Source organism: Arthrobacter koreensis (assembly GCF_035792275.1).
Taxonomy (GTDB): Bacteria; Actinomycetota; Actinomycetes; order Actinomycetales; family Micrococcaceae; genus Arthrobacter_B; species Arthrobacter_B koreensis_A.
Genome location: NZ_JAMWKK010000003.1, coordinates 177,927 through 198,170 on the forward strand (window position 1 = coordinate 177,927; position 20,244 = coordinate 198,170).

Consider the following 20,244-nt stretch of genomic DNA (forward strand, 5'->3'; position numbering starts at 1 on the left):
ATATGAAGGCTGAAGGTTAAGAGAGGGAAGCAAATATCTACTATAGGGCATTGGGGACACAGAAGTCTACCCGGTAATCGAAACCCCTGCCAGCTCAACCCCGGATCCTGCGGCGGGAACTTCAAAGTTCCTCAGCTGCGGCTTCCTGTTGGGGAGCTGCGGGCGGTGCCAGCGAACCGATATGACGCTTGGCTACCCACATAGAGTACCCCAAGTCCGGCGGATCTGCGCGATTTCTTTCCGCTGACGCCGGTGCGCCTGCCTGTGCAGAAGAAAATGCGAATGCCGGCAGGTTCCCAATGTGTCCCGCACCACTGCAAGCGGGTAGCCTAAAGGCAAAATTCGCAGGACAAATCGGATCACCTTCTATGAGAGTGGATTAGCGGCATGAGCACTGACGCATATGCAGGAACCGGGGCACTTGCGGGATCCGGGACGGAGCCGGCACCCGAGGTTGTCATAGTCGGCGGGGCACGGACCCCGCAGGGACGGCTGAACGGCCAGCTTGCGCCCTTCACCGCCGTCGAACTCGGCGCGTTTGCCATCGCCGGCGCACTGGAGCGTTCAGGTGTGGACGCCTCCCAGGTGGACAGCGTAATCATGGGCCACGTGGTGCAGGCGGGCTGCGGCCAGAATCCGGCCCGGCAGTCCGCCATCAAGGCCGGCCTGGGCTGGGACGTCCCCACCGTCACCATCAACAAGGTCTGCCTCTCCGGGCTCGCTGCGGTGATCGACGCGGCACGGCTGATCCGCGGCGGCGAGGCCACCGTGGTGGTGGCCGGCGGCCAGGAATCAATGACGAGGGGCCCGCACCTCCTGCCGGGTTCCCGGCAGGGCTGGAACTACGGAAGCATGTCCGTGCTGGACTCCGTGGCACATGACGGCCTGACGGATGCCTTCGACAACGAGTCGATGGGCGTCTCGACTGAACGCGGCAACGGTGCCCTGGGCATCAGCCGAACCGCCCAGGACGAGGTGGCTGCCGCTTCGCACCAGCGCGCCGCCGCAGCCGCCGCAGCCAGCATTTTCGACGTCGAGATTGCACCGGTCACGGTTCCCCAGCGCAGGGGCGAGCCGCTGGTGCTTACCGCCGACGAGGGCGTCCGCCCGTCCACGACCGTTGAGACGCTGGCGGGCCTGAGGCCCGCGTTCGACCCTGAGGGCACCATCACCGCAGGGAACTCATCCCCGCTGTCCGACGGCGCCAGCGCCCTGGTCCTGACCACCCGGGCTTTCGCCGAGGAGCAGGGGCTGTCCATCCTGGCTGCAGTAGGCATGCCCGGACAGGTTGCCGGACCGGACAACAGCCTTCACTCACAGCCCTCGAATGCAATCTCCCAGGCGCTCAAGCGGGCCGGCTGGACCGCGGCGGACCTGGACTTTGTGGAGATCAACGAAGCGTTTGGTTCGGTCGCCGTGCAGTCGCTGCAGGAACTGGGCGTCGACCTGGCGGACTGCAACATCCACGGCGGTGCGATCGCCCTGGGCCACCCGATCGGTGCCTCCGGCGCGCGGCTGGCCCTGCACGCCGCGCATGAGCTGAACCGGCGCGGCTCCGGGCGTGCCGCCGTCGGGCTCTGCGGAGGCGGTGGCCAGGGTGAAGCCCTGCTGCTGTACCGGAACTAGGTTTGGTGCCCTCCCCCGCCGGCCGTGAGCGGGTGCTGGCAGCCGCGGACCGCCTTGGCCTCGACGTCGAGATCACCGAGCGGCCCGCGGCTTCCAGCCTGGCTGAAGCGGCCCGGCTGCTCGGCATCACCCCGGCAGACATCGTCAAATCCCTGGTTGTCCGCCGCAGGGCAGGTGAGTACCTGTTTGTCCTCGTTCCCGGCGACGCGCAGATTTCCTGGCCCAAGCTGAGGGCGGCTGCCGGCGCCAACAAGCTGATGCTGCCGCCTGCGGATGAGGCGTTCGAGGCCACGGGATATACCCGCGGGACCATCACACCGCTCGGCAGCACCATGGCGTGGCCGGTCTTCGCCGCACCGGATATCCGCGGCCGCCGCGTCTCGATGGGGGCCGGTGAGCACGGTGCCAGCCTCTTCGTCGACGGCGACGCCCTGCTTGCGGCCCTGGACGCTACCGTTGCGGACATCACCGATCCGCTTCCCTAAGCCGCCGGAACCCGGATACGCAAAACCCCCGCTTCGCGAACGAAACGGGGGTTTTGCGTATCCTGCGGCAGTGCCGCAGAAGCAGTACTACTTGAGGGTAACCGTGGCGCCGGCAGCCTCGAGGGCTTCCTTGGCCTTGTCGGCGGTCTCCTTGTTGGCGCCTTCGAGGATAGCCTTCGGAGCACCGTCAACCAGGTCCTTGGCTTCCTTCAGGCCCAGGGAAGTCAGCGCGCGGACTTCCTTGATCACTGCGATCTTCTTGTCGCCAGCGGCTTCGAGGATAACGTCGAATTCGCTCTTCTCTTCAGCAGCTTCAGCAGCGCCGCCGCCGGCCGGACCGGCAACTGCAACAGCAGCAGCGGTGACGTCGAAGGTCTCTTCGAAGAGCTTCACGAAGTCGGAGAGCTCGATGATGGACAGTTCCTTGAAAGCTTCAATGAGCTCTTCGTTGGTGAGCTTCGCCATGATGTGGCGTCCTTCCTATAAGTGGTGCGCGGAGCACCGGGAGTTGAGGGTGAAGAGTTATTACTCTTCGGTGGCTGCTTCGGCGGCCGGTGCTTCTTCTGCGGCAGCCGGAGCTTCTTCCGCAGCGGGAGCAGCAGCGCCGCCTTCTTCTTCGAGCTTGATGCGCAGGGCATCGACCGAGCGGGCCAGCATGGACATCGGGGCCTTGAGGACACCGGCGACCCGTGCAAGCTGGAACTCGCGGGACTCGAGCGCAGCCAGGGCAGCAACACCGGAGGCGTCAAGGGCGTTGCCCTCGAAGATACCGGTCTTGATGATCAGCTGCGGGTTGGTCTTTGCAAAATCCGTCAGGCTCTTCGCAGCGGCAACTGCGTCACCCTTGATGAAGGCGATTGCAGTGGGGCCGGAGAGCTGGCCATCGAACGCGTCGATGCCGGCTTCCTTGGCTGCAATGCCCGTCAGGGTGTTCTTGACGACCGAGTACTTGGTGTCCTGGCCGAGCGAACGGCGCAGCTCCTTGAGCTGTGCAACGGTGAGCCCGCGGTATTCGGTTAGGACAGCAGCGGTTGAATCCTTGAAATCGTTGGCGATTTCTTCAACTGCTGACACCTTGGTTGGCGTTGCCATAACCCTCCTTCCGGGGAAATAATGCCGGTTGATCGGGTCCCAAACACAAAAAACGCCCCGGGCAGATGCACGGGGCGGCACTCAACGGAACTGGATTCCGGAGTTCACTTCGTTCACCTGCGCAGGCCGCCCTTGGAAGGGACTTTCGGATGGTTCTCCAACCGGATTCCACACGCGGAAACTGAAGGTTCAGCTTGGCTGTGGGATTGAAGGCACATCGACCGACGGTCTTTGGTAGTTCAAGAGTACGTGAGATCCGGGCAGGGACCAAATCACCGTCCCAGCCGCTTCTGCCACTGGCCGGCCCAGCCCGCAGGGCGGAAACCCAGCGCCTCGTTGATCCGCAGCATGTGCCGGTTCTCTGCTGCGTTCCACGTGTACACGCGCCGCACATCCGGGTACTGCGAGCGGAGCCGGCCGAGGTTGGCAGCCTTGAGCAGCAGGCCCAGGCCGTTCCCCCGGTGCTCGCGGAGCACCAATGTGTCATCCTGCATGGCCACGTCGGGACGCTCCCTGTTGACCTCCAGCACCGTGTGTCCGGCAAGCTTTCCGGAGGCTGAGTCCCTAACGGCGGTGCACAGCACCTCGTAACCGGCGGCCGCGCGGGTCGCCTCGCTCAGCCGCACCCGGGAAGCGTCCCAGTCTTCCTCTTCCCAGTCGACGTTGCCCATCGGCGCGTCGGTGCTCATCCGGCGGCGGAGCAGTGCATAGTCCTCCAGCACGTCCTCCGGCGCACTTCCGGTCCATGCGACCAGCTCGTAGCGGCCCTGCAGCTCCTCGAGGGCGCGGTCCAGAACCGGTTCCGGATCTGTTTCAGCTGTCTGCAGCAGGCTGATCCGGTCCGCTTGTTCCAGCGTGAATCCCGCTGCGCCGGCGAAACGGGCCGCCCGGTCCGCAGGAACCTCCCCGGCACCGGTGGCGGGGACCAGCACGCGGCTGCCTTTGGAGGCAAAGCGGTGTTCTGTTTCCCCCTCCAGGACGGTTCGGCCCTGCTCCGCGGCGTACGCTTCCGCAGCCTGCAGCAGTGCCCTGCCGAGCCCCTGTCCCTCGGCACCGGGGTCCACCAGGATGTCCAGCCATGCAAGGTGGGTGTTGTCAGCCAGCGGCAGGATGAGCACGGCAGCACCGGCGGGTTCAGCACCCTCCGGAGCCAGGATGATCCGGATACCGTCCTTCCGCGGCTGCATTACCGCCAGCTGGGCGGCCGCGGATTCCTCAAAGTCCGAATGCCCCCACAGCTTCCGGTACCGGTTATTGAGCATGCGGACGACGGCGAGGAACACATCGGCGCCTTCGCCGCCAAGACTGCGCGGCACCGGGGAGACCCGTACCGGGCCGAACGTGGTAGTCATGGATCCATCCTGCAGGCAGGCCCGGCACCTGTCACCCGGAGACACTCCGGACACGCAAAAGCGGCCGCAGCGTTACGCTGCGGCCGCTTTGAAGGCTGCCGGCCAGGGCCGGAAGCGGTAAGGCTACGCTTCGGCGAGGACCTTGGTCACGTTCGGGTCGACGGCGATGCCGGGGCCGAAGGTGGTGGTCACGGTTGCCTTCTGGATGTAGCGTCCCTTGGCCGCAGACGGCTTCAGGCGGAGTACTTCTTCCAGGGCAGCGGCGTAGTTCTCGGCCAGCTTCTGGGCGTCGAAGGACGTCTTGCCAATGATGAAGTGCAGGTTGGAGTGCTTGTCGACGCGGAAGTCGATCTTGCCGCCCTTGATGTCGGAGACAGCCTTGGCGACGTTCGGGGTCACGGTGCCGGTCTTCGGGTTCGGCATCAGGTTACGCGGGCCGAGCACGCGGCCCAGGCGGCCAACCTTGCCCATGAGGTCCGGAGTAGCCACTGCGGCGTCGAAGTCGGTCCAGCCTGCTGCAACCTTTTCGATCATGTCGTCGGAACCAACGAAGTCGGCGCCGGCAGCGATAGCTGCTTCAGCCTTCTCGCCGGTGGCGAAGACGAGGACGCGGGCGGTCTTGCCCGTGCCGTTGGGCAGGTTGACCGTGCCGCGGATCATCTGATCAGCCTTGCGGGGGTCAACGCCCAGGCGGAAAGCAACCTCAACGGTGGCGTCCGTCTTGGACGGGTTGGTTTCCTTGGCCAGTGCTACGGCTTCAACCGGCGCGTAAAGCTTGTCCGCGTCGATCTTTGCCACAGCGGCTTCATATGCTTTGCTGCGCTTTGCCATCTGCTTTTTCTCCTTGTGCAGTTGTGGTCTGTCGGACCGCGCTCGGCCCTGCCACGTGCCGCGGCGCCCAGTGCGGGCGATTCGGCTGAATGATTTTGGATGTGCCCGGCGCTAGGCCGTGCGGTGAGGCTTTATTAGCCTTCGACGGTGATGCCCATGGAGCGGGCGGTGCCGGCGATGATCTTGGCGGCGGCCTGGACGTCGTTGGCGTTCAGGTCTTCCATCTTCTGGGTGGCGATCTCTTCGACCTGTGCCTGGGTCAGCTTGGCAACCTTGACGGTGTGCGGGGTGCCGGAGCCCTTGGCAACGCCTGCAGCCTTCTTGATCAGTTCAGCCGCCGGCGGCGTCTTGGTGATGAAGGTGAAGGAGCGGTCTTCGTAGACCGTGATCTCGACCGGAATAACGTTTCCGCGCTGGGATTCCGTTGCAGCGTTGTACGCCTTGCAGAATTCCATGATGTTGACACCGTGCTGGCCAAGGGCAGGACCAATCGGAGGAGCCGGGTTGGCGGCGCCTGCATTGATCTGCAGCTTGATAAGGCCGGTGACCTTTTTCTTGGGGGCCATGAAAGGGTCCTTCTCTGAAATAAGTTCCCGAAGGACAGGAGCGTCCGTCCGGGTTGGTGGCCGCCGTGGCGCGGCGGCCGTACGCTGCCGTGCAGGATAAAGCGGTCCTGCACGGAGCGAAGTCTGTTACTGGATCTTGGTGACCTGTCCGAAGGAGAGCGTAACCGGGGTTTCGCGCTCGAAGATGGTCACCAGAACCACCAGCTGCTGGGATTCGGGCTTGATCTCGGAGATCGTGGCCGGGAGGGTCTCGAACGGGCCCTCGTTGACGGTCACGGACTCGCCCACTTCGAAGTCCACGGCAATGGCAGCCTGCGCGGCCTTGGCCGGTGCTCCGGAGGCAGTGGTCTTCGGGGAGACCACGGTGTGCTCAAGCATGGAGAAGACTTCGTCCAGGCTCAGCGGGACCGGGTTGTGTGCGTTGCCCACGAAGCCGGTGACACCGGGAGTGTGGCGGACAACGCCCCAGGAAGCGTCCGTGAGTTCCATGCGCACCAGCACGTAGCCGGGAATGCGCACGCGGTTCACGATCTTGCGGGTGGTGTTCTTGATCTCGACGACTTCCTCCATCGGGACCTCGATCTGGAAGATGTTCTCTTCCATGTCGAGGGTCTGGATGCGGGTCTCGAGGTTGGCCTTCACGCGGTTTTCGTAACCGGCGTAGGAGTGGATGACGTACCAGTCACCTTCCTGGCGGCGCAGCTTTGCCTTGAAGGCGGCAACGGGATCTTCTTCGGGCTCGGCGGCAGCGGGGGTTTCCTCCCCGGCTTCTGCGTCTTCGGCGGCAGCCTCTTCAGCATTCTCCGCGTCTTCGGCCGATGCGTCACCGGCATCCGCCGCAGCGTCTGCTTCGGTCACCTGATCCTCGGTGTCCAGATCAGCGGTTTCGTCATTGATCTGTGAATCGAGTTCTTGCTCGGACACGTAGATTCCTGCTTTCTTCTTCAGCTCTATTGGTCTGTCACTAGCTCAGTTCTTCGAACGGACCTTCCCCGCACGGCGGGCGGAAGGGAATTCGATGGCTAGCTTTCGCCGCCGCCCGAACCGAAGATCCACAGTGCGCCAGCACCAAAGACAAAGTCCAGAAGGGACACGATGATAATCATGACCACCACGAAGGCGAGAACCACGATGGTGAACCGGACCAGCTCCTTGCGGGTGGGGGTCACTACCTTCTTCAGTTCGGCGATGACCTGGCGCAGGAAGAGAGCGATGGCGCCGAAGAAGCCCCGCTTCTTCGCAGGCTTGCCGGAGGGGTGTCCCTTGGAGCTGCTGGCAGCTGTCTCGGTCACCTTTCGCCTCACTCATCTGTTCGGTTCACGGTGCCGCAGCCTCAGGCTGGGCACCGCTGCTTCATGAAGGACTGCTTTAGACGGCGAAACCGACGTCATGCGCAGGGCAGACAGGACTCGAACCTGCAACCTGCGGTTTTGGAGACCGCTGCGCTACCAATTGCGCCACTACCCTTCGGGAGAGTTCCACTTTACCGGCACATCCCGCATACGACCTAACCGGTCCGCGGGCATGCTCCAGCATCAAGAGAACAACACCGAGGAACAAGTCTACGCAATCTTTGCCCCGGAGTCGAACCGGCCCCCCGGCACGGCCCAAACGCCGCCCCCGAGCGGGCCGGGAGCCTGGAACGGAGCCGTAAATCAGGGCACCGGACCCGGCCGGGGAACTGTAAAAGACTGAAATGTGTTCTCTGCGCAACTAAGCTTGTTTTGCATTCAATACCGCACGCATCCAGTACCAAACCAGACGGGAACGCCATGCCTTCCAACGGCCGAATCTCAGAGCGCATCGCCTCCATTGCAGAATCCGCCACCCTTGCAGTTGACGCGAAGGCCAAGGCGCTGAAGGCGGCCGGCCGGCCGGTCATCAGCTTTGGTGCCGGCGAGCCGGATTTCCCGACTCCCGGCTACATCGTCGACGCCGCCGTGGCCGCTGCGCAGGATCCGCGCTTCCACCGCTACTCCCCTGCTTCAGGACTGCCTGAACTGAAGAAGGCGATTGCGGAGAAGACCCTGCGTGATTCGGGCTACTCGGTGGATCCGTCCCAGGTGCTGGTAACCAACGGCGGCAAGCAGGCCGTCTACGAAGCGTTCGCAACCCTGCTCAACCCGGGTGACGAAGTCCTGGTCCCCACCCCGTACTGGACCACGTACCCCGAGGCGATCCGCCTTGCCGGCGGTGTGCCGGTGGAGATCTTCGCAGGCCCCGAGCAGGATTACCGCGTCACTGTCTCCCAGCTGGACGCAGCACTGACCGAGAAGACCAAGGTGCTGCTCTTCGTCTCTCCGTCCAACCCGACCGGCGCGGTCTACCCGTCGGACGACGTCGCTGAGATCGGCATGTGGGCCGCGGACCACGGCCTGTTTGTGGTCACCGACGAGATCTACGAGCACCTGACCTACGGCGGCGTGCCCTTCACCTCCATTGCCACCCGCTGCCCCGAGCTGGGTGACAAGGTGGTCATCCTCAACGGTGTGGCCAAGACTTACGCCATGACGGGCTGGCGGGTCGGATGGATGATCGCAGCCCCCGATGTCATCAAGGCGGCTACCAACCTGCAGTCACACCTGTCCTCCAACGTCTCGAACATCTCGCAGATGGCCGCGCTGGCCGCGGTCTCGGGGCCGCTGACTGCCGTGGATGAGATGAAGATTGCGTTCGACCGCCGTCGCCGGGCCATGGTGGAGGCGCTGAACTCGATCGACGGCGTCGTCTGCCCGATGCCCGAGGGTGCTTTCTATGCCTACCCGGATGTGCGGGGCCTGCTTGGCAGGGAATTCCCCAATGCCGGTGGGGCTGTCCGGCCGCAGACCTCGGCGGAGCTTGCTGCGCTGATCCTGGACGCTGCCGAAGTCGCCGTGGTTCCGGGCGAAGCTTTTGGCCCTTCCGGGTACCTGCGTCTCTCCTACGCCCTGGGCGACGAGGACCTCGCCACCGGCATGGACCGGCTGAAGGATTTCCTGGGTCAGGCGAAGGCCTAGAGCAGCCTGCGGGCTGCAGCCCATCTGGTCAGTTCATGCCGGGATGAGAGCTGCAGCTTCCGCAGGACCGCTGAAACGTGGGTTTCGACGGTTTTCACCGAGATGAACAGCTCCTTGGCCACCTCTTTGTAGCTGTAGCCGCGGGCTATCAGCCGCATGACTTCCCGTTCGCGGACAGAAAGCCGGTCGAGTTCGTCCTCTACGCTGACCGTTGTGGATGCTCCGAAGGCATCGAGCACAAACCCGGCGAGCCGCGGCGAGAACACGGCGTCGCCGCCGGCCACCCGGACGACGGCGTCGGAAATCTCCGCACCGGAGATGGTCTTGGTGACGTAGCCGCGGGCACCCGCCCTGATCACCGTAACCACGTCCTCAGCCGCGTCCGAGACGCTCAGGGCCAGGAACCGTGTTGTGCCGAGCAGGTCGGCGCATCCCGCAATGACCTCGGCGCCGCCTCCTCCGGAACCGCCGGGAAGGTGGACATCCAGCAGGACCACCGCGGGGCGTGCACTCCGGATGGCCGCAATGGCGCTTTCCACCGTTGCCGCCTCGGCGAGTACCCGGATCCGGGCGTCAAGGTCGGCCTTGAGACCGGACCTGAAGATGGCGTGGTCGTCCACTACCACCACATCGATGGGTTCTGCCGCGATGCTCACGTGTTCTCCGCTTCCTTCTGCTGCGCGGCCGGTGAGTCCGTGCCGGCCAGGGGCAATGCCAAATGTATCTCGGTGCCGTTCGGACTGGTCCGTACCCGGGCAGTGCCGCCGTGCCGCTTCATGCGGCCCATGATCGATTCCCGCAGGCCCATCCTGTCCTGCGGCACTGACTCCGGGTCAAACCCTGCGCCCCGGTCGCGGACGAACACCTCCGCGGTCTCTGCGCTGCACTCCAAATACAGGGAAATCTGTCCGCCAGCGTGCTGGGCTGCATTGAAGAGGGCGGCCCTGGCCGCCTGCACCAGGGCTGAGCTGTGGACCGTCAGCTCTGCTGTTCCCACCGCCACGAAGTCCACCGGATGCCCGTAGGCGTCTTCCACTTCGGCGGCGACGGCCTTCAGCGCGTCCGCCAGGGTGCCGGTGCCTTTCTCCGGGTCTGCGTAGAGCCACTGGCGCAGTTCCCGTTCCTGGGCCCGGGCCAGCTTGATGACATCGGACTCGGACCCTGCGCGGTTCTGGATCATCGCCAGGGTCTGCAGCACGGAGTCGTGCAGGTGCGCGGCGATCTCCGCACGCTCGGTCTGCCGGATGCGGCCGGCACGTTCAGCCTGGAAGGCCCGCCACCACCGAACGGCCCAGGGCGCCAGCACCAGTGCAATGCCGGCCAGGACTGCCAGGGACGCAAGCGAGGCAGCCAGCAGTACGTCCCAGGTGATTGAGCCGGAAACAACGAGCAGGAATCCTGAGATGACCAGCACCAGTCCGGCGATAAGCCTCAGCAGTCCCATTCTGCGGTCTGCTCCGGCCCCGGCAACCAGCCCGGCTTTCCGGCTGGCGTCGAGCTGGGACCAGGCCAGGACTGCGCCGGCGGCGATCACCGCGAAGGGGAAGAGCAGCTGGAGGTTGATCTGGGCCCCCAGGGCCTGGGCCACCACTGCGGCGGCCAGTATCAGCAGGGCGAGACCAATGAGGATTTCGCGGCTGCCGATCAGCCCCGCCTTGGTGCCCGTCCGTGTTTCCTGGCCCTGCTGCAGGTACCGGGCGAAGTTCTCCGCCACGCTGCGCGGGTTCTTGTCCCCCGCTGCTGCCTGTTCCTCCGCGGTGGGCACCATGATCCAGAGCCAGCCGTAAAGGACGATCCCGGCACCGGCTACCAGCGAAAGGGCAGCCATCAGGATGCGGACCGTAGCCACCGGCATGCCCAGATGGACAGCCAGCCCGGAGCAGACGCCGGCAACCACCTTTTCGGGTGAGCGGAGCAGGGGAGGTCTCATGGTCCAATCCAAGCACGGCAGGGGCCGGGAACCGGCACATATTTCCTTCCCTGTGCGAGGTTCAGGGGTACGTTCAGGGGCGCCTCAGGGGAAACCCGGATGTAACCGCACCGCCTGGTTGGAAGACTGGAACCATGAACTCGCATCCTACTGACCCCGGAGTGCCGGGCGGGGACCACACCCGGCCGGTACCGCCGCCCATGCCCGGCCCGGCGCCCCACGGCCCATTCCCCGAGAATTCCTTCTTCACCTGGATCCGCCAGCTCGGCATCCACCGCTCTCCCGACCGCTGGATCGGCGGCGTCGCCGGAGGAATCGCCCGGCGTACCGGACTCGACCCGGTGCTGGTCCGCGGCATCGTCATCGTGCTCTCCATCTTTGGCATCGGCGTCGTCCTGTACGGCGTCGCCTGGGCGCTGCTGCCCGAGCCCGACGGCAGGATCCATCTGGAGGAAGCCGTCCACGGAACCTGGTCTTCCGGGATGACCGGAGCCCTTGTCTTCACCATCCTGGGCGTGAGCGGGCCCGGCATTTCGTTCTGGGCCAATGACGGCTGGCTGGGTTCCATCTTCTGGGGCCTGTTCTGGATAGCGGCCGTGGTGCTGGGCATCTACTGGCTCAGCACCCGGAACAACGGCAGGGACCGGGTCGCCCCGAACATGTCCGGGGGTCCTTCCACGTACGTATCTCCGAACCAGGGCGTTCCGAGCCAGGGCGTTCCGGGCCAGGCACCGGCAGGCGAGCAGGACTGGTCTTCGGCCGGCACCTATTCCGGGACACCGGACCCTGCAGGGAACGGACCGTTCCGGCCCGCTGCGCCCGCGGCCAGCCGCGCACCCGCTGCCGGATACCCCGGCCCCGAAGCTCCGACGATGCCCCTGGCGTATGGAGCGCACCAGGCTGATCCGGCCGGGCCGGGGCACGCTTCCACCCGGGACTTCGACGGCATCTACGTGCAGTTCCCTCCGCCCGGCAAGGATCCGAAGCCCGTAAACTGCCACCCGCCGGCGTCGTGGGTTGCGCTGATCTGCGGGTTTGCCCTCCTGGCAGCCGGGGCACTGCTGGCCCTGGATTACGCAGGCATTTACGAAACCGGTTCCCCCGTCACCGTGGCCCTGGCCGCAGCCGGCGTTGTCCTCGGTCTCGGGATCGTGGGACTGGGTGCCGCCGGCAGGTCATCCGGGCTGGCCGGCGGACTCGGCGTCCTCACCCTGATTGCCGCACTGCTGTTCAACGGCAGCTTCGCCTACCGGAACCTTGTGGTGGCCAACCAGTCCAGCTGGAGCGCCAGCCAGTCCGGAACCGCCGCGGAGGGCTACAGCGTCGCAGCTGCGGACGGAAACCTCGACCTGCGCGGCGTGGCCGACGACCTGAAGGACGGAGACATCACTGTTCCGGTCAGCGTGGCAGCCGGAGACCTCAGCATCCTGGTACCCGATGACGTGCCCGTCTCGGTCTACTCCGAAATGGCCCTTGGCAACGTAGAGCTTGAATACGGCGGCACGCACACCTCTGCGGGCGGCCTGTGGGTGGGCCCGCAGGAACGGCAGCTCAATCCCGGGGCGCGGGGCAACCGCATCATCATCGAAATCAAAGGTGTCGCCAGCAACGTCCTGGTGACCACAAACGAAAGCAGCCTGGACCGATGAGCGAATCCCCAAACGAACCCCGCAATTACGACGCCGATCCGGCTTCCTTCGGCACACCGGCGGGTTATGTACCCGCGCCGGAACCCGAACGCCGGCCGCTGCGCGTAGGCACCATCGTCTGGGGCCTGGTGCTGGCGGTGGTCGGAGCACTGATCCTCGCAGTCCAGCTCACCGGCATCCGCCTGGACACGGGGATGGTGCTGCTTGGCCTGCTCATCGGTGCCGGCGCCGCCCTGGTGATCGGCGGCCTGCTGGCCGTCCTGGGCAGGAACCGCGAGGCCTGACCCGCTGCCCCTTTTCGCCCCTGGCCGAAAGTGCCGTGCACACGGCCCGGAACACCACGAAAGAAGGAAGAATCAACCGATGGACAAGTTTTTCGACGTACTCCGCTCCTCCCCCATCAAACGCGCCCGCGGCGGCTGGCTGGCCGGAATCTGTGCCGGCATAGCCCAGAAGTTCGGGTGGGACGTTTCGCTGGTCCGGATTGTGGTCCTGCTCAGCTTCCTGCTGCCGTTCATCGGCATCGGCACCTATCTGGTGGCCTGGCTGCTGCTGCCGACCACGGACGGCACGATCCCGCTGCAGAAGTTCATCAAGCGCTGACCCAGGCCGGGCCCGGCAGCTTCTGTTACGCGCCGCAGGAACTAATCCGCGTAATGCCGGGCCCCGGCGGAGTGCCGGGTACCGGGCGGCCGCCGGCTGGTGGCTAGAATCATAGGAGGCCGCCGCCCACCTACCAGATCCAGGGGTCACGTAATGAAGATCGGCATCCTTACCAGCGGGGGCGACTGCCCCGGACTCAACGCGGTTATCCGCGGAGCGGTACTCAACGGGATCAAGACCCATAACGTGGAGTTCGTCGGTTTCCTCGACGGCTGGCGCGGCGTAGTCGACGGCGACATCATCGACCTGCCCCGTACCCGGGTCCGCGGCATTTCAAAGCAGGGCGGCACCATTCTGGGGACCTCCCGCACCAATCCTTTCGAAGGTCCCAACGGCGGCCCGGAGAACATCCGGAAGACACTCGAACGGCTGGGGATCGACGCCGTCATTGCCATTGGCGGCGAAGGTACCCTTGCCGCCGCGCAGCGCCTCACGGACGCCGGGTTGAAGATCGTGGGCGTTCCCAAGACCGTGGACAACGACCTGGATGCCACGGACTTCACCTTCGGATTCGACACGGCCGTGCAGATTGCCACCGAAGCGATCGACCGCCTCCGCACCACCGGCGAATCCCACCACCGCTGCATGGTTGCGGAAGTGATGGGCCGCCACGTCGGCTGGATTGCACTGCACTCCGGCATGGCTTCCGGAGCCCACGCCATCCTCATCCCCGAAAAGCCGGTGAGCCTGGACCAGATCGCCCAGTGGGTGAACGAGGCCCGGGAACGCGGACGTGCACCCCTGGTAGTGGTGGCGGAAGGTTTCGTCACCACCGACATGGAGGCCCCGCACTCCGAACGCGGACTCGATTCGTTTGGCCGGCCCCGGCTTGGCGGGATCGGCGAGCTCCTGGCACCCGAAATCGAGGCGCGTACCGGCATTGAAACCCGGGCCACCGTCCTGGGCCACATCCAGCGCGGAGGTGTCCCCACCGCTTTCGACCGGGTGCTGGCCACCCGGCTTGGCATGGCCTCAGTCGATTCGGTCATGGACGGACTGTGGGGCACGATGGTGTCCCTGCATGGAACGGACATTGTCCGGGTCGGATTCGAGAAGGCACTGGGCAACCTCAAGACGGTTCCGCAGAGCCGCTACGACGAAGCCGCCATTCTTTTTGGTTAGGTCCCCTATTAGTTTGCCATCCGCACCTTGCGCCGCCCTGCGCACACCCGTGTAGCTTGAGTCGTATGGACCTAGACCCCGGCACTGTTGCCATCATCCAGCTCGCCTGGTCCCGCAGGCTGGGGCTGGAAGACGACGCCCTTTCAGCCGCAGTGGACGAAGAGCGCATTTACGACGTCCAGGACGAGGCGAGCGAAGTGAAGTTCGTCCGCCTGTTCGGACGCGAAGTTTTTTCCGGACCGGAATGGGCGGCCAAACAGGTTCGCTCCAAGAGCACGGCCGAACTGAGCAGCTTCTCCGGACTGCTGCGGCTCTCCCTTGACCATGGCGGACGGGGAATGGCGGAGGAACACCTCTACTACACGGATTCGTATCCGCCGATCCCGGTGGCCGAAGAACTGGCGGTGGCGGACGACTATCAGTACGCAGAGGCCCTTGAGCGGCTGTGCCCTCCGGACGACGTCGTGGAAGCCAAGCTCTCCGGCCACGACATCCTGTTCGTCCTGGTCGATGACACAGGCCCGGGAACTCCCGTCCCGTTGGCGGGAGCGGGCTACACGATCCGCGAGGGCATCCTGGCCGATGTTGGCACCCTGACCGCTCCGGACCACCGGATGCGGGGACTGGGTTCCTATGTCACGTCGATCGCAGTGGAAGACGCAATGGCGGCGGGACTTATCCCCCAGTCCCGCATCCAGTCCAATAACCTGGGTGCCAGCCGTACCGCAGCGGGTGCCGGTTTCGTCTCCGCCGGCCTTTGCACCTCAGTGTCCCTGCCTGCCTAGCGGTCCAGCGGAGGTGGGCCGGGGCGAACGCTCCCCTGCTCCGCGTCTGCGGGCGGACTAGCCCTCGAGCAGGTCGGCGCGCTGGAAGTAGGCGGCTGTGGCCCGGGCCGAAGGGTTTCCGGTGTCAGCATCCGCGCCGGCAGCCAGCAGCGTGCGGACAACGTCCGCATGGCCCTTGAACACGGCTCCTGCCAGCGGGGACTGTCCCCGGTCATTGAGGGTGTTGACGTCCGCGCCCAGCCCAATCAGCGCCTGGACCGTTTCGGCGTGGCCATGGTAGGCCGCGAGCATGAGCAGGGAGTCTCCTGCTGCATTGGTCAGGGTGACGGGCACACCGGCGTTTACGTAGGTCCGCAGCAGCTCAGTGTCTCCCTGGCGCGCGCCGTCGAACAGGCGTTCGGCGAGCTCCAGCATCTCCTGGTCAGCTCCGCCGTCCTGCGTCTGGTCCGGTGTTTCATTCATCTGGCTCGTCCTTCCGTGCCGGCGGCTGCCGGCCATTGTGAATCTTGTCCTTGGCGGGCCGGGCCTAGCTGCGCGGGCGCGGGGTGCGCAGCAGTCCGCTGGGACGTCCCACGGCCTGGCCGGCGTTCGGGGAAACGACCAGTTCCTGCGCCGCTGCGTAGAGTTCGCCGTCGTCCTCGACGACCAGCTCGGCGTCCGGATCCACCGAGCGCTTGATGACGGCCAGCGCGACCGGACCCATTTCATAGTGCTGTGCCACAGAGGTCACCCGTCCTACCACCCGCTCGCCGAGCTTGACCGGGCTTCCTGCCGCCGGGAGGGTGTGCTGCGAACCGTCCAGCTGCAGGAACACCAGCCGGCGCGGGGGATGTCCCAGGTTGTGCACGCGCGCGATGGTCTCCTGGCCCTTGTAGCAGCCCTTCGCCAGATGGACGGCCGTGCGGATGAGGTCCAGTTCGTGCGGGATGGTCTTGTCGTCGGTCTCAGCCCCCAGCCGCGGGCGCCAGGCGGCGATGCGGAGGGCCTCGGCCGCCATGGATCCGGCCACGGGGCGCCCGGCGGCGCTGACAGCCGTCTCAAGGCTGTCCCGGGGAATCAGGTACTCGTACCAGGGCCGCTCGTACCCCGGGTGGGCGGGATCTGCGGTTTCGGTGTACGCGTGTCCGCCCGGGCCCACCCGGGGCCAGGGATCCGTCCAGACTGCGAAGTCCGACCAGGCAGGCACCGGCGCAACCGATCCCGCCACTGCCCAGTCGGCAGTGACATCCCGGACTTCCACCCGGAGCATGAACTTCATGCTGTTCAGCCAGGCAGCGAGCTCCGGCGCCTCAGCACCTTCAACAATCAGCCAGGCGCGTTCGCCGTCGTCGAGGATGCGGGCGTCGTGTTCGATCCTGCCCTGGATGCTCAGCAGCAGCAGTTCAGAGCTCTCCCCCGGCTTGAGGGCAGCGACCTGCTGGGAGGAAAGGGTATTGAGCCAGCTCAGCCGGTCAGCTCCGGAGACAGTGACGACGCCGCGGCTGGAGAGGTCCGTAACGGCTTCGCCGCGTGCCAGTGCACGCTGCTCGCGCAGGGGGTCGCCGTAGTGGGCTGCCGTACCGGCATCGGCGCCGGCGGCTTCGACAGCTCCGGGGCGGGCAAGGAGGGGGCTTTTGATGCTCATGTCAGGTGCAACGTCCTAGCCTGGGAACGGTATTCCGTTCCCCTTCGAATCGAACTCCGGTTCAGTCCTTCTTCTTGAGGATCGCCGAGGCGTGCGCTTCGAGGGCCTTGCCTTCGGCTGCAACGTCCCAGCGCCAGTAGAGATCACCGTTCACCAGGCCGTAGATCCGGGTAGCGGCGGAATACTCCTTGGAGTTCACCCCGCGCATGACCAGGTCCGTGGTGAGCTGGATCTGCGGGCCCTTGATCTGGCCGTAGTAGAGCTCGGCGATTCCGCCCGGGTGCACAATCGTGGCCGTGATGTCGAAGCCGCCCGAATCGTTGCGGAGCTCTTCGACTTCGTCGGCGCTGCGCAGGGCCGGCACGATGTCCGCGGGAATGAGGCCGGGGCCGCCGTCGGCGTCGTTAAGCGGACGGTCCAGCGCCCAGAACCCGGTCTCGACGGCGAGCGGGCGCAGCACTGTGCCCTCTTCGTCCGTCAGCCAGCTCTCCGCCGTGTACTGCAGGTAGGGCAGCCCGTTCTGGCGGAAGGTCACCCGCTGGGAGAAATGCTCGGACTCGGCATCCCCCTCGCCGAGGCGGCCCGTTCCTTCCCAGACGCCCAGCAGCCAGGACAGCGGGACGAGTTCGGGCGTGAGGTCTGTGGGGATCTCCATTGGCATGGCCGGACCCTTCCCTTTTCAGCTCGGGGTGGTGTTGGGGGCTGGGGTTACTTCTGGCCCTTGTACAGGCGAGCAACAACCAGGGCTGCGAAACCTGCCATGGCCAGGCCAGTGATACCCAGAAGGACAATGAAGAAGATTTCAAGAGCAAGAAGCGACATGCCTACATCCTAACCCGCCGCGCGGGTGCTTTGTCTCTTGTGACTCCCTGCGCAGGGGCGGTCTAGGGGACCAAAAGGCGGCCGGCAAAGTACACGGCTGTGCCCAGCGCCAGGACCGGCGAAGCTCCGGCGGCGACGATTCCCAGGATTCCCGGGGAGTCGTCCCGGATCAGCGCCAGACGGCGGACGGCGACGATCACCGCAGCGCAGAGCGCACCGACGAAGGCTCCCGCCGGAATAGGCAGGCCCGGTACCAGCGCGGCAGCGCCGGCAGCCGCGAGGGCTCCGGCAACGACGCCGACCGGCGCGGTAATCCTGTCCGCGAGCGGAATCAGGGAGATAAGGATGGCTACGGCGACGGCCGCCGCTCCCGCCGAGATGAGCCCTTCGGGGCCTTCTCCGCCCGGAAGGCGGTCTGCGGCAACCCAGCCGGCAGCCATGCCGGAAACGAGGGCCCCGGCAATCACGCCGATGGTCGATTCAAGCCGGTGCGGCTGACCGGTGCCGCGCAGCAGCTGGATAAGGAACACGGCGCCCACGCCAACGGCCACGATGCCGGGCATCCAGGTCAGCATGGCGGTGGCGGGGGCAAAGTAGGCAGCGGCCACGCCGCCGGCACCCACGAGGGCCAGAACCAGCCCCTGGCTCTTGCGTGCGGGAACGCCAAGCAGGTACGGCCAGCCAAACCCGGCCAGGGCGGCAGCGGCACCGGTGAAGAGCGCCGTAGCCTCGGGGGAAACAAAGGACGCCACCACGATTCCGACCAGTACAATCGCCGCCGGCACCGCTATGCTCCAAAGTTTCACCCTAGTCATACTGCCTTATTACGCAGCGTGGATAAAAGCTACGGGGTGCCGGGCTGCCGCTGGGTATACTTTCAACCACTCTTCGGCCGCTGGGGACCGGATGGGATAACGTGCCCGATGATGTGCGCCTAACTTTCGGAGGATCTATGTCGCACATTCTGCTCCTGACCAACAGTCCGGGGTCATCCGTCGAGGTCCTGCCTGCCCTGGAACTGCTCAACCACAAGGTGCACATCCTCCCCGCGGAACCCACTGCGCTCCTTGATATCGACCCCTGCGACGTCGTCCTGGTGGACGCCCGCAAGGACCTGGTGGGGGCACGGTCGCTGACGCAGCTGCTCAAGGCCACCGGGCTGGGCACCCCTCTGGTCCTGGTCCTGACCGAGGGCGGCATGGCGGCCGTCGCGGCGAACTGGCTGGCCGACGACGTCGTCCTGGACACTGCCGGGCCGGCTGAACTTGAAGCCCGCCTTCGGCTGGCAGTTTCCCGGACCGAGGCCGCCGCCGAAGAATCCAGCACCGAGATCCACGCCTCCGGCGTCGTGATTGACGAGGCCAGCTACACCGCACGCGTCAGCGGCACGGCGCTGAACCTGACCTACAAAGAGTTCGAGCTGCTCAAATACCTGGCACAGCACCCCGGCCGCGTCTTCACCCGCGACCAGCTGCTGCACGAGGTGTGGGGCTACGACTACTACGGCGGCACCCGCACCGTGGACGTTCACGTTCGGCGCCTGAGGGCAAAGCTTGGACCGGATCACGAAAACCTGATTGGCACCGTCCGCAACGTGGGCTACCGCTTCGCGAAGGCACGAACCCACGAGGAGCAGACAGCAGCGGCGGGGCACGAAGCCTGAGCCGTCTCCCGTCCGGCCGCCTGAGTGGTTAGTCTTCTTCAATGAGCGAGAACCCCCTGACCACATGGCCTGTCCTCACTACGCGCGGCACCCCGGAGGAATCCGCCCTGCGCGGCATCCTGGAACTGGCCGCCGCCGCTGCCGAAGCCGACGGCAACCCGCCTTTCTCCGAGCAGACCCTCGTTGACCTGCGCTCCTCGTCGGCGGATCCCGACCGGGTGCGTGTTTTCCTGGCCCTGACCCACGATGAGCACTCGGATCCGGCTACGGCCCAGGAGCTTGCCGGCGCAGCGGTCCTCACCCTTTCCGCGGATGACGGCGGCGGCGTGCTGGAACTGGTGGTTCATCCCAACTACCGCAACAAGGGCGTCGGCACTGCCCTGGCCCAGGCCGCCCGGGAAGATGCCGGAGAGAACTTCAAGGCATGGTCACACGGGAACCATGAGGCTGCCGTGAAGCTCGCTGCCCGGTTCGGCTTCCACCCGGTACGCGAACTGTGGCGGATGCGCCTGTCCCACGACGCACTGTCCCAGGGTCTTCCTGCCGCTGACCTGCCGGAGGGCGTGCAGCTGCGCCCGTTCGTGCCCGGCCAGGACGAGGAGGCGTGGCTGGCTGCGAACGCCGCGGCTTTTGCCCACCACCCGGAACAGGGCGCGATGACCCGGGCTGACCTTGAAGCGCGGATGGCCGAAGACTGGTTCGACCCCAGCGGCTTCCTGCTGGCGGTCCGCGAATCCGACGGCGAGCTGCTGGGCTTCCACTGGACCAAGGTCCATCCGCGCAGCGGCAGCCACCCGGCCATCGGCGAGGTCTACGTGGTTGGCGTGACGCCGCAGGCCCAGGGCTCAGGCCTCGGAAAGGCCCTGACCCTGGCGGGAATCAGCTACCTGCACGAGTCCGGCCTGGACGCCGTCATGCTCTACGTGGACGCGGACAACACTGCCGCGGTGGCCCTCTACCGCAAGCTCGGTTTTGTGCGCTGGGACGTGGACGTGATGTACGCGGCCGAATAAGCACCGGCTGCTTGTAGGGTTGAGG

General features: G+C 65.8%; 23 protein-coding genes and 1 tRNA gene. 10 read left to right on the forward strand and 14 right to left on the reverse strand.

Translation table 11 applies throughout. From position 1 onward, the window contains the following. Window positions 1-387: 387 nt before the first annotated feature. Both NGB94_RS04335 and NGB94_RS04340 read left to right on the forward strand, forming a co-directional pair. A complete protein-coding gene (locus NGB94_RS04335; RefSeq protein WP_325789310.1) occupies window positions 388-1,626 on the forward strand; it encodes an acetyl-CoA C-acetyltransferase in 1,239 nt (412 codons plus the stop codon). Between the two features lie 5 nt (window positions 1,627-1,631). Further along, window positions 1,632-2,111, forward strand: a complete 480-nt coding sequence (locus NGB94_RS04340) for a YbaK/EbsC family protein (RefSeq protein ID WP_325789312.1) — start codon at window positions 1,632-1,634, stop codon at window positions 2,109-2,111. An 87-nt stretch (window positions 2,112-2,198) separates the two neighbouring features. Here NGB94_RS04340 and rplL read toward each other — a convergent pair whose 3' ends face one another. From rplL to NGB94_RS04380, 8 genes are all read right to left on the reverse strand, one after another. Next, complete coding sequence (rplL, locus tag NGB94_RS04345; RefSeq protein ID WP_091602597.1) at window positions 2,199-2,576, reverse strand: 50S ribosomal protein L7/L12; 378 nt, start codon at window positions 2,574-2,576, stop codon at window positions 2,199-2,201. Between the two features lie 60 nt (window positions 2,577-2,636). Next, on the reverse strand, window positions 2,637-3,203 hold the full coding sequence (gene rplJ / locus NGB94_RS04350) for a 50S ribosomal protein L10 (protein WP_152226442.1): 567 nt from the start codon (window positions 3,201-3,203) through the stop codon (window positions 2,637-2,639). Window positions 3,204-3,475: 272 nt separating this feature from the next. Further along, on the reverse strand, window positions 3,476-4,555 hold the full coding sequence (locus NGB94_RS04355; protein ID WP_325789314.1) for a GNAT family N-acetyltransferase: 1,080 nt from the start codon (window positions 4,553-4,555) through the stop codon (window positions 3,476-3,478). A gap of 123 nt (window positions 4,556-4,678) precedes the next feature. Beyond that, window positions 4,679-5,386, reverse strand: coding sequence for a 50S ribosomal protein L1 (gene rplA, locus NGB94_RS04360; RefSeq protein WP_325789315.1), 708 nt, complete (start codon window positions 5,384-5,386; stop codon window positions 4,679-4,681). Window positions 5,387-5,520: 134 nt separating this feature from the next. Then, entirely contained in the window at window positions 5,521-5,952 is a 432-nt protein-coding gene (gene rplK, locus NGB94_RS04365; RefSeq protein ID WP_091602584.1) for a 50S ribosomal protein L11, read from the reverse strand. A 126-nt stretch (window positions 5,953-6,078) separates the two neighbouring features. Further along, complete coding sequence (nusG, locus tag NGB94_RS04370) at window positions 6,079-6,876, reverse strand: transcription termination/antitermination protein NusG (protein WP_325789316.1); 798 nt, start codon at window positions 6,874-6,876, stop codon at window positions 6,079-6,081. 98 nt (window positions 6,877-6,974) lie between these two features. Continuing rightward, window positions 6,975-7,244 carry a preprotein translocase subunit SecE gene (gene secE / locus NGB94_RS04375; RefSeq protein WP_091602578.1) on the reverse strand — a complete coding sequence of 90 codons (270 nt, stop codon included), beginning with the start codon at window positions 7,242-7,244 and terminating at the stop codon, window positions 6,975-6,977. Between the two features lie 102 nt (window positions 7,245-7,346). Next, window positions 7,347-7,419: transfer RNA gene (locus NGB94_RS04380), tRNA-Trp, on the reverse strand. A 305-nt stretch (window positions 7,420-7,724) separates the two neighbouring features. Here NGB94_RS04380 and NGB94_RS04385 point away from each other — a divergent pair. Next, window positions 7,725-8,948: a pyridoxal phosphate-dependent aminotransferase gene (locus NGB94_RS04385; protein ID WP_325789317.1), complete on the forward strand. Its 1,224-nt coding sequence runs from the start codon at window positions 7,725-7,727 to the stop codon at window positions 8,946-8,948. Here the strand turns inward: NGB94_RS04385 and NGB94_RS04390 are convergent. After that, window positions 8,945-9,604 carry a response regulator transcription factor gene (locus NGB94_RS04390; RefSeq protein WP_325789319.1) on the reverse strand — a complete coding sequence of 220 codons (660 nt, stop codon included), beginning with the start codon at window positions 9,602-9,604 and terminating at the stop codon, window positions 8,945-8,947. The two genes, NGB94_RS04385 and NGB94_RS04390, sit on opposite strands and share 4 nt — an antisense overlap. Then, window positions 9,601-10,878: a PspC domain-containing protein gene (locus tag NGB94_RS04395; protein WP_325789321.1), complete on the reverse strand. Its 1,278-nt coding sequence runs from the start codon at window positions 10,876-10,878 to the stop codon at window positions 9,601-9,603. The genes NGB94_RS04390 and NGB94_RS04395 overlap by 4 nt, the downstream gene beginning before the upstream one ends. 134 nt (window positions 10,879-11,012) lie before the next feature. Between NGB94_RS04395 and NGB94_RS04400 the strand changes: the two genes are divergently transcribed. From NGB94_RS04400 to NGB94_RS04420, 5 genes are all read left to right on the forward strand, one after another. Then, window positions 11,013-12,527, forward strand: coding sequence for a PspC domain-containing protein (locus tag NGB94_RS04400; protein WP_325789322.1), 1,515 nt, complete (start codon window positions 11,013-11,015; stop codon window positions 12,525-12,527). Further along, window positions 12,524-12,811: a hypothetical protein gene (locus NGB94_RS04405; RefSeq protein ID WP_325789323.1), complete on the forward strand. Its 288-nt coding sequence runs from the start codon at window positions 12,524-12,526 to the stop codon at window positions 12,809-12,811. Before NGB94_RS04400 ends, NGB94_RS04405 begins: the two co-directional genes overlap by 4 nt. A gap of 79 nt (window positions 12,812-12,890) precedes the next feature. After that, a complete protein-coding gene (locus NGB94_RS04410) occupies window positions 12,891-13,130 on the forward strand; it encodes a PspC domain-containing protein (RefSeq protein ID WP_325789324.1) in 240 nt (79 codons plus the stop codon). A gap of 153 nt (window positions 13,131-13,283) precedes the next feature. Next, a complete protein-coding gene (locus tag NGB94_RS04415; RefSeq protein WP_325789325.1) occupies window positions 13,284-14,312 on the forward strand; it encodes a 6-phosphofructokinase in 1,029 nt (342 codons plus the stop codon). A 65-nt stretch (window positions 14,313-14,377) separates the two neighbouring features. Continuing rightward, the gene (locus NGB94_RS04420) at window positions 14,378-15,097 is read left to right on the forward strand and encodes a GNAT family N-acetyltransferase (protein WP_325789326.1); all 720 of its coding nucleotides are present in this window, start codon (window positions 14,378-14,380) and stop codon (window positions 15,095-15,097) included. Window positions 15,098-15,154: 57 nt separating this feature from the next. On the opposite strand, the gene NGB94_RS04425 is transcribed toward NGB94_RS04420, so the two are convergent. From NGB94_RS04425 to NGB94_RS04440, 4 genes are all read right to left on the reverse strand, one after another. Then, complete coding sequence (locus NGB94_RS04425; protein WP_325789328.1) at window positions 15,155-15,559, reverse strand: ankyrin repeat domain-containing protein; 405 nt, start codon at window positions 15,557-15,559, stop codon at window positions 15,155-15,157. Window positions 15,560-15,623: 64 nt separating this feature from the next. Further along, window positions 15,624-16,721: a YgfZ/GcvT domain-containing protein gene (locus NGB94_RS04430; protein WP_325789329.1), complete on the reverse strand. Its 1,098-nt coding sequence runs from the start codon at window positions 16,719-16,721 to the stop codon at window positions 15,624-15,626. A 61-nt stretch (window positions 16,722-16,782) separates the two neighbouring features. Further along, window positions 16,783-17,382, reverse strand: a complete 600-nt coding sequence (locus NGB94_RS04435) for an FABP family protein (protein WP_325789331.1) — start codon at window positions 17,380-17,382, stop codon at window positions 16,783-16,785. Window positions 17,383-17,605: 223 nt separating this feature from the next. Further along, window positions 17,606-18,358, reverse strand: coding sequence for a hypothetical protein (locus NGB94_RS04440; protein ID WP_325789332.1), 753 nt, complete (start codon window positions 18,356-18,358; stop codon window positions 17,606-17,608). Between the two features lie 137 nt (window positions 18,359-18,495). On the opposite strand from NGB94_RS04440, the gene NGB94_RS04445 reads away from it, so the two are divergent. Both NGB94_RS04445 and mshD read left to right on the forward strand, forming a co-directional pair. Next, window positions 18,496-19,206: a response regulator transcription factor gene (locus tag NGB94_RS04445; RefSeq protein WP_325789334.1), complete on the forward strand. Its 711-nt coding sequence runs from the start codon at window positions 18,496-18,498 to the stop codon at window positions 19,204-19,206. A 41-nt stretch (window positions 19,207-19,247) separates the two neighbouring features. Continuing rightward, window positions 19,248-20,219: a mycothiol synthase gene (gene mshD, locus NGB94_RS04450; protein ID WP_325789335.1), complete on the forward strand. Its 972-nt coding sequence runs from the start codon at window positions 19,248-19,250 to the stop codon at window positions 20,217-20,219. Window positions 20,220-20,244: the final 25 nt, after the last annotated feature.

Bases quoted from the DNA above. Each gene is read 5' to 3' on its own strand.
- NGB94_RS04430 (WP_325789329.1), bottom strand. From the start codon at position 16,721: ATGAGCATCAAAAGCCCCCTCCTTGCCCGCCCCGGAGCTGTCGAAGCC.
- rplA (WP_325789315.1), bottom strand. From the start codon at position 5,386: ATGGCAAAGCGCAGCAAAGCATATGAAGCCGCTGTGGCAAAGATCGAC.
- NGB94_RS04410 (WP_325789324.1), top strand. From the start codon at position 12,891: ATGGACAAGTTTTTCGACGTACTCCGCTCCTCCCCCATCAAACGCGCC.
- NGB94_RS04385 (WP_325789317.1), top strand. From the start codon at position 7,725: ATGCCTTCCAACGGCCGAATCTCAGAGCGCATCGCCTCCATTGCAGAA.
- NGB94_RS04440 (WP_325789332.1), bottom strand. From the start codon at position 18,358: ATGACTAGGGTGAAACTTTGGAGCATAGCGGTGCCGGCGGCGATTGTA.
- mshD (WP_325789335.1), top strand. From the start codon at position 19,248: ATGAGCGAGAACCCCCTGACCACATGGCCTGTCCTCACTACGCGCGGC.
- NGB94_RS04405 (WP_325789323.1), top strand. From the start codon at position 12,524: ATGAGCGAATCCCCAAACGAACCCCGCAATTACGACGCCGATCCGGCT.
- NGB94_RS04445 (WP_325789334.1), top strand. From the start codon at position 18,496: ATGTCGCACATTCTGCTCCTGACCAACAGTCCGGGGTCATCCGTCGAG.
- NGB94_RS04335 (WP_325789310.1), top strand. From the start codon at position 388: ATGAGCACTGACGCATATGCAGGAACCGGGGCACTTGCGGGATCCGGG.
- rplJ (WP_152226442.1), bottom strand. From the start codon at position 3,203: ATGGCAACGCCAACCAAGGTGTCAGCAGTTGAAGAAATCGCCAACGAT.
- NGB94_RS04415 (WP_325789325.1), top strand. From the start codon at position 13,284: ATGAAGATCGGCATCCTTACCAGCGGGGGCGACTGCCCCGGACTCAAC.
- NGB94_RS04395 (WP_325789321.1), bottom strand. From the start codon at position 10,878: ATGAGACCTCCCCTGCTCCGCTCACCCGAAAAGGTGGTTGCCGGCGTC.
- NGB94_RS04420 (WP_325789326.1), top strand. From the start codon at position 14,378: ATGGACCTAGACCCCGGCACTGTTGCCATCATCCAGCTCGCCTGGTCC.
- NGB94_RS04435 (WP_325789331.1), bottom strand. From the start codon at position 17,382: ATGCCAATGGAGATCCCCACAGACCTCACGCCCGAACTCGTCCCGCTG.
- rplK (WP_091602584.1), bottom strand. From the start codon at position 5,952: ATGGCCCCCAAGAAAAAGGTCACCGGCCTTATCAAGCTGCAGATCAAT.
- NGB94_RS04400 (WP_325789322.1), top strand. From the start codon at position 11,013: ATGAACTCGCATCCTACTGACCCCGGAGTGCCGGGCGGGGACCACACC.
- NGB94_RS04425 (WP_325789328.1), bottom strand. From the start codon at position 15,559: ATGAATGAAACACCGGACCAGACGCAGGACGGCGGAGCTGACCAGGAG.
- NGB94_RS04355 (WP_325789314.1), bottom strand. From the start codon at position 4,555: ATGACTACCACGTTCGGCCCGGTACGGGTCTCCCCGGTGCCGCGCAGT.
- rplL (WP_091602597.1), bottom strand. From the start codon at position 2,576: ATGGCGAAGCTCACCAACGAAGAGCTCATTGAAGCTTTCAAGGAACTG.